The following is a 13,045-nucleotide window of genomic DNA, read 5'->3' on the forward strand; positions in this document are numbered from 1 at the left end:
CACACAGGGCACAGCCCTGCTCGACTTACTTGCGTTTCATCGACAGGAAGAACTCATCGTTGGTCTTGGTCGTTTTCAGCTTGTCGACCAGGAACTCGATGGCAGCGACTTCATCCATCGGATGCAGCAGCTTACGCAGGATCCACATACGCTGCAGCTCGTCGTCGGCGGTCAGCAACTCTTCGCGGCGGGTGCCGGAACGGTTGATGTTGATGGCCGGGAATACGCGCTTTTCAGCGATGCGGCGATCCAGAGGCAGCTCCATGTTGCCGGTGCCTTTGAATTCCTCGTAGATCACTTCGTCCATCTTCGAGCCGGTTTCAACCAGCGCGGTGGCGATGATGGTCAGCGAGCCGCCTTCTTCGATGTTCCGCGCGGCGCCGAAGAAACGTTTCGGTTTCTCCAGGGCGTGGGCATCGACACCACCGGTCAGTACCTTGCCGGAGCTCGGGATCACGGTGTTGTAGGCACGGGCCAGACGGGTGATGGAGTCGAGCAGGATCACCACGTCTTTCTTGTGCTCGACCAGGCGCTTGGCCTTCTCGATCACCATTTCGGCAACCTGCACGTGACGGGTTGGCGGCTCGTCGAACGTCGAGGCAACCACTTCGCCGCGCACGGTGCGCTGCATTTCGGTTACTTCTTCCGGACGTTCGTCGATCAGCAGCACGATCAGGTGAACTTCAGGGTTGTTACGCGCGATGTTCGCGGCAATGTTCTGCAGCATGATCGTCTTGCCCGCTTTCGGCGGAGCAACGATCAGACCGCGCTGGCCTTTACCGATCGGGGCGCACAGGTCGATGACACGACCGGTCAAGTCTTCGGTGGAACCGTTACCGGCTTCCATCTTCATGCGTACGGTCGGGAACAGCGGGGTCAGGTTCTCGAAGAGAATCTTGTTTTTCGCGTTTTCCGGACGGTCGAAGTTGATCGTGTCGACCTTGAGCAGCGCGAAATAACGCTCGCCTTCCTTTGGAGGGCGGATCTTGCCAACGATGGTGTCACCGGTGCGCAAGTTGAAACGACGGATCTGGCTCGGCGAGACGTAGATATCGTCTGGACCGGCGAGATAGGAAGCGTCAGCGGAGCGCAGGAAGCCGAAGCCGTCCTGGAGAATCTCCAGCACGCCATCACCGGAGATTTCCTCACCGCTTTTCGCGTGCTTCTTGAGCAGGGAGAAAATCACGTCCTGCTTGCGCGAACGGGCCATATTTTCTATGCCCATCTGTTCGGCCAATTCGAGCAGTTCGGTAATCGGCTTTTGCTTGAGTTCAGTCAGATTCATATAGGAATGACGTAATCATTTATGGAGGGGGGAAATTAAGCTTTTGGCTTAATGAGGCCGCGCCGCAGAGAAGGCGACAGGATCGCGTACTTATTCGAAAAGGAGTGCGTCGGCGACGGCTAGCAGGGGGCAATGGAGAAACCAGTGCGGGGCCGAATGTACCACCTGAGTTTAGGAGCGTCTAGCCCTGAATACGCAAAAAGCCCCGCTATTTGCGAGGCTTTTTAAGGACACTTTGCAACGACGCTTAGATGTTGGCGTCGAGGAAAGCAGCCAGTTGCGACTTCGACAGTGCGCCGACCTTGGTCGCTTCAACGTTGCCGTTCTTGAACAGCATCAGGGTCGGGATACCACGCACGCCATGCTTGGCCGGGGTTTCCTGGTTTTCGTCGATGTTCAGCTTGGCGACGGTCAGCTTGCCTTTGTAGGTCTCGGCAATTTCGTCCAGAACAGGAGCGATCATTTTGCAAGGGCCGCACCACTCAGCCCAGTAATCGACCAGTACAGCGCCTTCAGCCTTGAGTACGTCGGCCTCGAAGCTAGCGTCGCTAACGTGTTTGATAAGATCGCTGCTCATGGAATTCTCCAGGGTTGTAAGCAAAAAAACGTGGCCCATCATAGCTGCCCTTCCCTCGTTCAGGAAGGTGCAGTTGATTGAGTCTCGCTATGGTGTTCCATGAGTTTGGGTATAGCCGGGTTCACGCCGTGGCGGGAGCGACAAAGGCGATTCCAGTGCGCAACGCCGCGTTGCGCACGTGCTCGTGCATGGCTTTTTGCGCGGCGCCAGAGGCACGGCGAGCCAGCGCGCGAAGGATCTTGCGGTGCTCCTGCCAGGTTTCCATGGCCCGCTCGGCCCGGATGAACGGTAGTTTCTGGCTTTCCAGGAAGATATCGGCGCTGGCGGTGAGGATACTCAACATTGCCTGATTGCCGCTGGCCAGCAGGATGCGCCGGTGGAATTCGAAGTCCAGGCGCGCCGCCGCTTCGAAGTCTGCGGCCTTGAGTTCGTTGCGCATGGCAGCGACATTGTCTTCCAGCGCATCGAGTTCCTCGGTGCTCAAGGTCACGGCCGCCAACCCCGCGGCAAACCCCTCCAGCGCGTAGCGCAACTGGAAGATATCCAGCGGCGAAGCCTGTGCCGCAAACGGCCAGCCCGCTGCGACCTCGCCTCGCGGCAGCTCCACCGGCGCCTGCACGAACACGCCTTTGCCCGGCTGGATGCTGATGACGCCCAGCGCACTCAGGGACGACAACGCCTCGCGCAAAGAAGCCCGGCTTACGCCCAACTGGACCGCCAGGTCCCGTTGCGAGGGCAAGGCATCCCCCGGCCCGAAGCCCTGCTCGGTAATCAGTTTGCGGATGGCTTGCAGCGCCACTTCGGGTACGGCGCGGGAGATCGAGTTCATGGTTTTCCAGACGAACCAGGCCAATGTGCGCTCAGTTGTAAAGCTATTCGCGACGCCCGGCAAGTCGTGCCCCATGGGGGTTCGGTGATTTTCCCGGCTGCGCCATCGGGGTGCGAAACACAACCTGACTGTTCAGACCAGTAAGACCGTTCGACGCCAGCAAAACCGCGCTCTGGCGCCCCCAAAACCCCATGTTGGCATGGCCCATGCTCTGTCGATCGGCAGAAATCACTTCTTGCCGATTTGGAGATTTGCCATGACCCAGCGTTTCAGCACCCTCCTCGCCGCCCTGTTTGCCAGTCTGATGCTGACCCAGGCACCCGCCCACGCCGACGGTCTGGAGGATGTGGTCAAGCGCGGCGTCCTCAAGGTGGCCGTGCCCCAGGACTTCCCGCCCTTCGGCTCGGTCGGGCCGGACATGAAACCCCGTGGCCTCGATATCGACACCGCGAAACTGCTGGCCGACCAGCTCAAGGTCAAACTCGAACTGACTCCGGTCAACAGCACCAACCGCATCCCGTTCCTGACCACCGGCAAGGTCGACCTGGTGATCTCCAGCCTCGGCAAGAACCCGGAGCGCGAGAAGGTCATCGACTTCTCCCGCGCCTATGCGCCGTTCTACCTCGCCGTGTTCGGTCCGCCAGACGCCGACATCAAGACCCTGGATGACCTCAAGGGCAAGACCATCAGCGTCACCCGCGGCGCCATCGAAGACATCGAGCTGACCAAGGTCGCCCCCGAAGGCGTGACCATCAAGCGCTTCGAAGACAACAACTCGACCATCGCCGCGTACCTGGCGGGCCAGGTCGACCTGATCGCCAGCGGCAACGTGGTGATGGTCGCGATCAGCGAGAAGAGTCCGAAACGCGTGCCGGTGCTGAAAGTGAAGCTCAAGGATTCGCCGGTCTACGTCGGTGTGAACAAGAACGAGCCGGCGCTGCTGGACAAGGTCAACCAGATCCTCGTCACCGCCAAGAGTGACGGCGCACTGGAGAAAAACGCCCTGACCTGGCTGAAAGAACCACTGCCGGCCGACCTCTGATCTCGCGCGCAGGAGAGACGTTATGGCTTATCAGTTCGACTTCTTGCCGGTGGTGAACAACACCGATTTGTTGCTGCGCGGTGCGTTGTTCACCCTTGAGCTGACCGCCATCGGCGCTGTGCTCGGTGTGGGGCTGGGCATCGTCGGGGCGCTGGTGCGAGCATGGAACATCCGGCCTTTCGCGGGGATTTTCGCCGTCTACGTCGAGTTGATCCGCAACACGCCCTTCCTGGTGCAACTGTTTTTCATCTTCTTCGGCTTGCCGTCCCTGGGCGTGCAGATTTCCGAATGGCAGGCGGCGGTGCTGGCGATGGTGATCAACCTCGGCGCCTATTCGACCGAGATCATCCGCGCCGGCATCCAGGCGATCCCCCGGGGTCAGCTGGAAGCCGCGGCGGCGTTGGCGATGACGCGCTTCGAAGCGTTCCGCCATGTGGTGCTGCTGCCGGCACTGGGCAAAGTCTGGCCGGCCCTGAGCAGCCAGATCATCATCGTCATGCTCGGCTCGGCGGTGTGTTCGCAGATCGCCACTGAAGAACTGAGCTTCGCCGCCAACTTCATTCAGTCGCGCAACTTCCGCGCCTTTGAAACCTACGCCCTGACCACCTTGCTCTATCTGTGCATGGCGCTGCTGATCCGCCAGTTGCTGAACTGGATAGGCCAACGGTTCATCGCAAGGAGCAGCCGATGAGTGATTTCACTTTCTGGGACATCGTGCGCAACCTGCTCACCGGCCTGCAATGGACGCTGGCGCTGTCGCTGGTGGCGTTCGTTGGCGGCGGGCTGATCGGCCTGCTGATCATGGTCATGCGCATATCGGGTAAATCCCTGCCGCGCAGCTTTGCCCGCACCTACATCGAACTGTTCCAGGGCACGCCGCTGCTGATGCAGCTGTTCCTGGTGTTTTTCGGCGTGGCCCTGGCCGGGGTGGAAATCTCGCCGTGGATGGCAGCGGCGATTGCCTTGACGCTGTTCACCAGCGCTTACCTGGCGGAGATCTGGCGCGGCTGCGTCGAATCGATCCCCAACGGCCAATGGGAAGCCTCGGCGAGCCTGGCGCTGAACCCGCTGGAACAATTGCGCCATGTGATCCTGCCCCAGGCGCTGCGCATCGCCGTGGCGCCGACCGTGGGCTTCTCGGTCCAAGTGGTCAAAGGCACCGCCGTCACCTCGATCATCGGCTTCACCGAACTGACCAAGACCGGCGGCATGCTCGCCAACGCGACCTTCGAACCCTTCATGGTCTATGGCCTCGTGGCCCTTGGCTATTTCCTGCTCTGCTACCCCCTGTCGCTCAGTGCGCGCTACCTGGAAAGGAGACTGCATGCCTCTGCTTAGAATTTCCGCCCTGCATAAATACTACGGCGACCATCATGTGCTCAAAGGCATCGACCTGAGCATCGAGGAAGGCCAGGTGGTGGCGATCATCGGCCGCAGTGGCTCGGGCAAATCCACCTTGCTGCGCACCCTCAACGGCCTGGAGTCGATCAATGACGGTGTGATCGAAGTCGACGGCGAATACCTCGACGCCGCCCGCGCCGACCTGCGCAGCCTGCGACAGAAAGTCGGCATGGTGTTCCAGCAGTTCAACCTGTTCCCGCACCTGACCGTGGGTGAGAACGTCATGCTGGCGCCGCAAGTGGTGCAGAAGGTGCCAAAGGCCAAGGCCGCCGAATTGGCGCGACAGATGCTGGAACGGGTCGGGCTGGGGGAAAAGTTCGATGCCTTTCCGGATCGACTGTCCGGCGGCCAGCAACAGCGGGTGGCGATTGCCCGCGCCCTGGCGATGTCGCCGAAAGTGTTGCTGTGCGATGAAATCACCTCGGCCCTGGACCCGGAGCTGGTCAATGAAGTGCTGAGCGTGGTCCGACAACTGGCCAAGGAAGGCATGACACTGATCATGGTCACCCACGAAATGCGCTTCGCCCGGGAGGTTGGGGACAAGCTGGTGTTCATGCACCAGGGCAAGGTGCATGAGGTGGGGGATCCGAAAGTTTTGTTCGCCAATCCGCAGACGGCGGAGCTGGCGAATTTCATTGGCACGGTCGAAGCAGCGGTCTGACAAACCTTCAGCGCCAGCGATACCGTCATCGCGAGCAAGCTCGCTCCCACATGGGTCCTGCGCCGGTCGCGGGATTAGAGGCAACCTGGAACCCTGTGGGAGCGAGCTTGCTCGCGATTGACCGCAAAGCGGTCACCTACGCGTTGGCGGCAGCCTTTGATCGTGGCACGATGTCGAGGTTATCGACCGAGACCCCCGACCATGCCGCAATCCCAAGCCAAGAATCTGTCCCTGATCGCCGCAATCGACCTGGGCTCCAACAGCTTTCACATGGTCGTGGCCAAGGCCCAGAACGGCGAAATCCGTATTCTCGAGCGTCTCGGGGAGAAGGTTCAGCTGGCCGCCGGCATCGACGACGAGCGCCATCTCAACGAAGAATCCATGCAACGCGGGCTCGATTGCCTCAAGCGCTTTGCCCAACTGATCAACGGTATGCCCACGGGTGCCGTGCGCATCGTCGGCACCAACGCCTTGCGTGAAGCGCGCAACCGCGCCGAATTCATCCGTCGCGCCGAAGAAATTCTCGGCCACCCGGTGGAAGTCATTTCCGGCCGTGAAGAAGCGCGCCTGATCTATCTCGGCGTGTCCCACACCCTCGCCGATACCCCGGGCAAGCGCCTGGTGGCCGACATCGGCGGCGGTAGTACCGAATTCATCATTGGCCAGCGCTTCGAACCACTGCTGCGCGAAAGCCTGCAGATGGGTTGCGTCAGCTACACCCAGCGCTATTTCAAGGACGGCAAGATCACTCCGGCCCGTTACGCCCAGGCGTACACGGCGGCGCGGCTGGAGATCATGAGCATCGAGCACGCCCTGCACCGCCTGACCTGGGATGAAGCCATCGGCTCCTCGGGCACCATCCGCGCCATCGGTCTGGCGCTGAAGGCTGGCGGCCACGGCACCGGCGAGGTCAACGCCGAAGGCCTGGCCTGGCTCAAGCGCAAACTGATGAAGCTGGGCGACGTCGAGAAAATCGATTTCGAAGGTATCAAGCCGGATCGCCGGGCGATTTTCCCGGCGGGCCTGGCCATCCTCGAAGCGATCTTTGACTCCCTCGAACTGCAACGCATGGATCACTGCGAAGGCGCCCTGCGCGAAGGCGTGCTCTATGACTTGCTGGGCCGCCATCATCACGAGGACGTGCGCGAACGCACCCTCACCTCGCTGATGGAGCGCTACCACGTCGATCAGGAACAGGCGGCACGGGTCGAGCGCAAGGCGCTGCACGCATTTGACCAGGTGGCTGAAGACTGGGACCTGGAAGACGGTGTCTGGCGCGAACTGCTCGGCTGGGCGGCCAAGGTCCATGAAGTGGGTCTGGATATCGCCCACTACCAGTATCACAAGCACGGCGCCTACCTGATCGAGCACTCGGACCTCGCCGGATTCTCCCGCGAAGACCAGTTGATGCTCGCGCTGCTGGTACGTGGCCACCGGCGCAATATTCCCAAGGACAAGTTCGCCGATTTCGGCGACGACGGCGTCAAGCTGATTCGCCTGTGCGTGCTACTGCGCTTTGCGATTCTGTTCCACCACATCCGCGGCACCCAGCAAATGCCCCAGGTGGAACTGAACGCCTATGGCAACCACCTGGAAGTGGTGTTCCCGGAGAACTGGCTGGACGAAAACCAGCTGACCCAGGCCGACTTTGAAATTGAAGCGCAATGGCTGACCCGGGTCGACATCGTGTTGACCGCCCGCTAAGCCACCGCCCCTTGTAGGAGCTGCCGCAGGCTGCGATCTTTTAAAGCAAAATCAAAAGATCGCAGCCTTCGGCAGCTCCTACAGGGGATGGGTCTGGCGCAAATGAAAATGGCGATCCCTGGGGATCGCCATTTTTCTTGCCTCAGCGGACCGTGAGAATCGGACTGCCCAAACGCTCCAGCAATGTCGCCTGGGCGCTGCGCGGGTTCTGGTTGCCGGTCGGTGTGTTACGGACGTAACGACCGTCCGGCTGCAGGCTCCAGCTGTGGGTGTTATCGGTCAGATACAACTCCAGCTCTTTCTTGACCCGCATGATCAGCTTCTTGCCTTCCACCGGGAAGCAAGTCTCGACGCGCTTGTCGAGGTTGCGTTCCATCCAGTCGGCGCTGGACAGGAACATCTGCTCATCGCCGCCGTTGAGGAAGTAGAAGACCCGGGTGTGCTCCAGGAAACGGCCAATGATCGAACGCACGTGGATGTTATGCGAGACCCCGGCGATGCCCGGCCGCAGGCAGCACATGCCACGCACCACCAGATCGATGCGCACGCCTGACTGGCTGGCCTTGTACAGCGCGCGGATGATCTTCGGATCGGTCAGCGAGTTGAACTTGGCGATGATGTGCGCCGGTTTGCCGTCGAGGGCGAACTGGGTTTCCCGGGCAATCATGTCCAGCATGCCCTTTTTCAGGGTGAACGGCGCGTGCAGCAGCTTCTTCATGCGCAGCGTCTTACCCATGCCGATCAACTGGCTGAACAGTTTGCCGACGTCTTCGCACAGGGCGTCGTCGGAGGTCAGCAGGCTGTAGTCGGTGTACAGGCGGGCATTGCCGGCGTGGTAGTTACCCGTGCCGAGGTGCGCATAACGCACGATCTCGCCCGCTTCGCGACGCAGGATCAGCATCATCTTGGCGTGGGTCTTGAAGCCGACCACACCGTAGATCACCACCGCACCGGCCGCTTGCAGGCGGCTGGCCAGTTGCAGGTTGGACTCTTCATCGAACCGCGCACGCAATTCGATCACCGCCGTGACTTCCTTGCCGTTACGCGCCGCATCCACCAGCGCATCGACGATTTCCGAGTTGGCTCCAGAGCGGTACAGCGTCTGGCGCACCGCCAGCACGTGAGGGTCCTTGGCGGCCTGGCGCAGCAGGTCGACCACCGGGGTGAACGACTCGAACGGGTGCAGCAGCAGGATGTCCTGCTTGCTGATCACACTGAAAATGTTCTCGCTGTTCTGCAGCAGTTTCGGGATCTGCGGGGTGAACGGCAGGTATTGCAGCTCGCGCTGGCTGTCCAGGCCGGTGATGCTGAACAGCCGCGTCAGGTTCACCGGACCGTTGACCTGGTACAACTCGGTCTCGCTCAGGTTGAACTGCTTGAGCAGGTAGTCGGACAGGTGTTTCGGGCACGTGTCGGCCACTTCCAGGCGCACTGCGTCACCGTAGCGACGGGAGAACAGCTCGCCGCGCAAGGCGCGGGCCAGGTCTTCGACGTCTTCGGAGTCCAGCGCGAGGTCGGCGTTGCGGGTCAGGCGGAACTGGTAGCAACCCTTGACCTTCATGCCCTGGAACAGGTCATCGGCGTGAGCGTGGATCATCGACGACAGGAATACATAGTTGTCGCCGGCACCGCCGACTTCTTCCGGCACCTTGATGATGCGCGGCAGCAGGCGTGGCGCCGGGATGATCGCCAGACCGGAGTCGCGACCGAAGGCGTCGATACCTTCGAGCTCGACGATGAAGTTCAGGCTCTTGTTCACCAGCAGAGGGAACGGGTGCGTAGGGTCGAGACCGATGGGGGTGATGATCGGTGCAATTTCGTCGCGGAAATAGCGGCGGACCCAGGTCTTGAGCTTGGTCGTCCAATTGCGGCGACGGATGAAGCGGACCTGATGTTTCTCCAGCTCCGGCAACAGAATGTCGTTGAGGATCGCGTACTGACGGTCGACGTGACCGTGTACCAGTTCGCTGATGCGCGCCAGTGCCTGATGCGGTTGCAGACCATCGGCGCCCGCCTGTTCACGGGCGAAGGTGATCTGCTTCTTCAGTCCGGCGACGCGAATTTCGAAGAACTCGTCCAGGTTGCTGGAGAAGATCAGCAGAAACTTCAGCCGTTCCAGCAACGGGTAGGACTCGTCCAGCGCCTGCTCCAGCACGCGGATGTTGAACTGCAGTTGCGACAGTTCGCGGTGAATGTACAGGCTGCTGTCATCCAGACCGGGAATGGCCACCGCCGGCGCTGTCGCAGTAGGTTCGACGACCGCCGCGGGCGGAGCTGGCTCCAGCTCCGGCGGGGTCTCGTCGACTTGCTCCACCACCGGTTGAGCGTCTTTTACGGCAACTTCAGTGAGTACTTCGGTATTCATCGAATGTTCCTGGGAGGGCTATTTCTGCTCTCGTAACAATTGAGCGGCACGAACGGCAAAGTACGTCAGGATGCCATCGGCGCCTGCACGTTTGAAAGCGGTCAGCGACTCGAGGATAACCCCTTCGCTCAACCAGCCATTCTGGATCGCCGCCATGTGCATGGCGTATTCGCCGCTGACTTGATAGACAAACGTCGGCACTTTGAATTCTTCTTTGACCCGGCACAGGATGTCGAGGTACGGCATGCCTGGCTTGACCATGACCATGTCCGCACCTTCTGACAAGTCCGCCGCGACTTCGTGCAGGGCTTCGTTGCTGTTGGCCGGGTCCATCTGATAGGAGGCCTTGTTGGCCTTGCCCAGGTTCAGCGCCGAACCGACCGCATCGCGGAACGGGCCGTAATAGGCGCTGGCGTACTTGGCCGAGTAGGCCATGATCCGCACGTTGACGTGACCGGCCACCTCAAGGGCTTCGCGAATCGCCTGGATGCGACCGTCCATCATGTCCGATGGGGCCACGACCTGAGCGCCGGCCTCGGCGTGGGACAGGGCTTGCCTGACCAGTGCATCGACGGTGATGTCGTTCTGCACGTAGCCTTCTTCATCAAGAATGCCGTCCTGGCCGTGGGTGGTGAACGGATCCAGGGCCACGTCGGTGATCACACCCAGCTCAGGGAATTGCGCACGCAGGGCGCGGGTGGCGCGCTGGGCGATACCCTCCGGGTTCCAGGCCTCTTCAGCATCCAGAGACTTGAGTTCCGAAGGCGTCACCGGGAACAGCGCCAGCGCCGGAATCCCCAGTTCGACCCACTTGGCCGCCTCCTCCAGCAACAAGTCGATGGTCAGGCGTTCGACGCCCGGCATCGAAGCCACCGCTTCGCGACGGTTTTCACCGTCCAGAACGAACACCGGCAGGATCAGGTCATCGACGGTCAGGACGTTTTCACGGACCAGTCGACGCGAGAAGTCGTCACGACGGTTGCGGCGCAGGCGGGTTGCGGGGAACAGACGGTTGGCGGGGGTAAAGCTCACGGCAGACTCCTGAGCCCGCGCAGACGGGCGAGCGTGACAGTTATAAGTGCCCATTATGACGAACGTATGACAGTTATGTGCACCCTGCGACGTGTAGCCGCATTCCATTGTCGTTGTAGGAAATGTTCACGTCGAGACACATTTGGACACTTTCCTGAATGTGTCCGAAGGGTTAGGCTGCGCGTTCATTTCGCCAGCACCCAGACAATGCTCCAACAATTTCTGCATGACTTCGGCTACTTTGCCCTTTTTCTAGGCACGTTCTTCGAAGGCGAAACCATCCTGGTACTCGCGGGCTTCCTCGCGTTCCGTGGATACATGGACATCAACCTGGTGGTGGTCGTGGCCTTCTTCGGCAGCTATGCCGGCGACCAACTGTGGTATTTCCTGGGACGCAAGCACGGTCGAAAACTGCTGGCGCGCAAGCCGCGCTGGCAGATGATGGGTGACCGGGCGCTGGAGCACATTCGCAAGCATCCGGACATCTGGGTACTGAGCTTCCGCTTCGTCTACGGTTTGCGTACGGTCATGCCGGTGGCCATCGGGCTGTCGGGCTATCCGCCGGGCCGTTACCTGCTGCTCAACGGCATTGGCGCGGCGATCTGGGCCGCAGCCCTGGCGGCCGCCGCTTACCATTTCGGCGCAGTGCTCGAAGGCATGCTCGGCAGTGTGAAGAAGTACGAACTTTGGGTGCTCGGCGCCCTGCTGGTCCTGGGCCTCGTGCTGTGGTTGCGCCGGCGCTTCAAGAATGCCCGCCTGGCCAAGCAGGTCTATGCCGACGAGCAGGCCCTGAAAGCTGCGCGGACTAATACCGAAGGCCCTACGACGCCAACCGAGTGATGCGGTTTCTGCAACAGTAGAGACCGATGCCGCTCAACAGGCTGTAACTGAGCAGGCCGACCCAGCCCACCGCGCTGGCCGGCCACAGCCCCACCATCGGGGCCAGCCATGCCAATGGCAGATTCGATGCCAGCCGCACCAGCTCCAGCTTCAACGCCCACGGGCGATTCTCCAGGGCCACGCCCAGCACAAACAGACCGAATACCACCGCCCCCCAGCCCAGCACCAGGGCGGCGACTGACAGCTTCGGTTCGAGATTCATCAAGTAGCTGCCCAGTGCGATATAGACGCAGAACTGCAACAGGACGTAGCGCTGCTGACGACCGTCCAGCGGCACCTCGAATTTGCGGAACTGGCTCAGGTCCGGCTTGTTCATCGGGTATCTGGCCGCCACGTCCGCCGGGCGCCAGCCCGTGCGCATGAACCAGATCCGCAGCTTGTCCCAGGTGCTTTCGGCACGCCGCGCATCGGCCCACAACTGCGCGTAGAACTGCACGTTCGCCCACAGGGGATTCCAGCTCGCCAGCGGCGTGGTCACGCCGAAGACCACCGGCTCGTTGTCGTCTTCTTCCTGGAACGAGCCGAACAGACGGTCCCAAATAATGAACACGCCGCCGTAGTTGCGATCCATGTAGAGAGCGTTCTGTGCATGGTGGGCCCGATGATTGGATGGCGTGACAAAAAACCATTCGAACCAGCCAAGCTTGGGAATGTGCCGCGTATGCACCCAGAACTGATACAGCAGGTTCAACGCCGCGACACTGACGAACACCAGCAGCGGCACGCCAAACACCGCCATTGGCAGATAGAAGATCCAGCCCAGGAGGAATCCGGTACTGGTCTGGCGCAACGCCGTGGACAGGTTGTAGTCCTCGCTCTGGTGATGCACCGAATGCGCGGCCCAGAGAATGTTGCGCTCGTGGCCCAGGCGATGCAGCCAGTAGTAGCAGAAATCGTAGAAGACGAAGGCAAACACCCAGGTCCAGACGCTGTCGGCCGACAACTCGAACAGCGCCAGATGCTTGAAAGCGAACGCGTAGGTCACCAGTCCAATGCCTTTGGTCAGCAATCCCGTGGTGGTCGACAGCACGCCGGTGCTGATGCTGTTGATCGCGTCAGCCACCCGATAGTTGCTCACCCCGCGCCTGCGGTCGGCCAGCAGCTCGAGGGCGATCAGCACAAAGAAGAACGGCACCGCGTACAGAATGAAGTCCATGACGCGCCCTGATCGGAATCCCGAGGACAAATGCTATGTGTAACCGCGAATTAACCCTATGGCAACGAGTGACAAATTAGTGGACATTTAACG

Annotated in this window: 12 protein-coding genes; 6 read left to right on the top strand and 6 right to left on the bottom strand. The window is 60.9% G+C overall.

The features are described 5' to 3' along the window. Window positions 1–25: 25 nt before the first annotated feature. The 3 genes from rho to KW838_RS09640 form a co-directional block, all read right to left on the bottom strand. Complete coding sequence (gene rho / locus KW838_RS09630; protein ID WP_003206716.1) at window positions 26–1,285, bottom strand: transcription termination factor Rho; 1,260 nt, start codon at window positions 1,283–1,285, stop codon at window positions 26–28. 247 nt (window positions 1,286–1,532) lie between these two features. Continuing rightward, window positions 1,533–1,862 carry a thioredoxin TrxA gene (gene trxA, locus KW838_RS09635; RefSeq protein ID WP_003206727.1) on the bottom strand — a complete coding sequence of 110 codons (330 nt, stop codon included), beginning with the start codon at window positions 1,860–1,862 and terminating at the stop codon, window positions 1,533–1,535. Between the two features lie 121 nt (window positions 1,863–1,983). Beyond that, entirely contained in the window at window positions 1,984–2,691 is a 708-nt protein-coding gene (locus KW838_RS09640) for a FadR/GntR family transcriptional regulator (protein WP_102699680.1), read from the bottom strand. A 256-nt stretch (window positions 2,692–2,947) separates the two neighbouring features. On the opposite strand from KW838_RS09640, the gene KW838_RS09645 reads away from it, so the two are divergent. The 5 genes from KW838_RS09645 (at window position 2,948) to ppx (ending at window position 7,499) form a co-directional block, all read left to right on the top strand. Continuing rightward, on the top strand, window positions 2,948–3,733 hold the full coding sequence (locus KW838_RS09645; protein WP_218500984.1) for a transporter substrate-binding domain-containing protein: 786 nt from the start codon (window positions 2,948–2,950) through the stop codon (window positions 3,731–3,733). Window positions 3,734–3,755: 22 nt separating this feature from the next. After that, window positions 3,756–4,424, top strand: a complete 669-nt coding sequence (locus tag KW838_RS09650; RefSeq protein WP_007978873.1) for an amino acid ABC transporter permease — start codon at window positions 3,756–3,758, stop codon at window positions 4,422–4,424. Continuing rightward, complete coding sequence (locus tag KW838_RS09655; protein ID WP_095964293.1) at window positions 4,421–5,071, top strand: amino acid ABC transporter permease; 651 nt, start codon at window positions 4,421–4,423, stop codon at window positions 5,069–5,071. The genes KW838_RS09650 and KW838_RS09655 overlap by 4 nt, the downstream gene beginning before the upstream one ends. Further along, on the top strand, window positions 5,058–5,795 hold the full coding sequence (locus KW838_RS09660) for an amino acid ABC transporter ATP-binding protein (RefSeq protein WP_218500985.1): 738 nt from the start codon (window positions 5,058–5,060) through the stop codon (window positions 5,793–5,795). Before KW838_RS09655 ends, KW838_RS09660 begins: the two co-directional genes overlap by 14 nt. A 201-nt stretch (window positions 5,796–5,996) precedes the next feature. Continuing rightward, window positions 5,997–7,499 carry an exopolyphosphatase gene (gene ppx, locus KW838_RS09665; protein WP_102699654.1) on the top strand — a complete coding sequence of 501 codons (1,503 nt, stop codon included), beginning with the start codon at window positions 5,997–5,999 and terminating at the stop codon, window positions 7,497–7,499. Window positions 7,500–7,641: 142 nt separating this feature from the next. Here ppx and ppk1 read toward each other — a convergent pair whose 3' ends face one another. Together ppk1 and hemB are read right to left on the bottom strand one after the other, a co-directional pair. Next, entirely contained in the window at window positions 7,642–9,864 is a 2,223-nt protein-coding gene (ppk1, locus tag KW838_RS09670; RefSeq protein ID WP_102699655.1) for a polyphosphate kinase 1, read from the bottom strand. A gap of 18 nt (window positions 9,865–9,882) precedes the next feature. Then, window positions 9,883–10,896, bottom strand: a complete 1,014-nt coding sequence (hemB, locus tag KW838_RS09675; protein WP_007978864.1) for a porphobilinogen synthase — start codon at window positions 10,894–10,896, stop codon at window positions 9,883–9,885. 207 nt (window positions 10,897–11,103) lie between these two features. Between hemB and KW838_RS09680 the strand changes: the two genes are divergently transcribed. Next, window positions 11,104–11,736 (top strand): DedA family protein, encoded by a 633-nt coding sequence (locus tag KW838_RS09680; protein ID WP_007978862.1) that lies wholly within the window; start codon window positions 11,104–11,106, stop codon window positions 11,734–11,736. Here the strand turns inward: KW838_RS09680 and KW838_RS09685 are convergent. Then, entirely contained in the window at window positions 11,717–12,952 is a 1,236-nt protein-coding gene (locus tag KW838_RS09685) for a sterol desaturase family protein (RefSeq protein ID WP_102699656.1), read from the bottom strand. The genes KW838_RS09680 and KW838_RS09685 overlap by 20 nt on opposite strands. Window positions 12,953–13,045 lie beyond the last annotated feature (93 nt).

This window comes from Pseudomonas sp. PDM27 (assembly GCF_019219205.1).
GTDB lineage: Bacteria > Pseudomonadota > Gammaproteobacteria > Pseudomonadales > Pseudomonadaceae > Aquipseudomonas > Aquipseudomonas laurylsulfatiphila.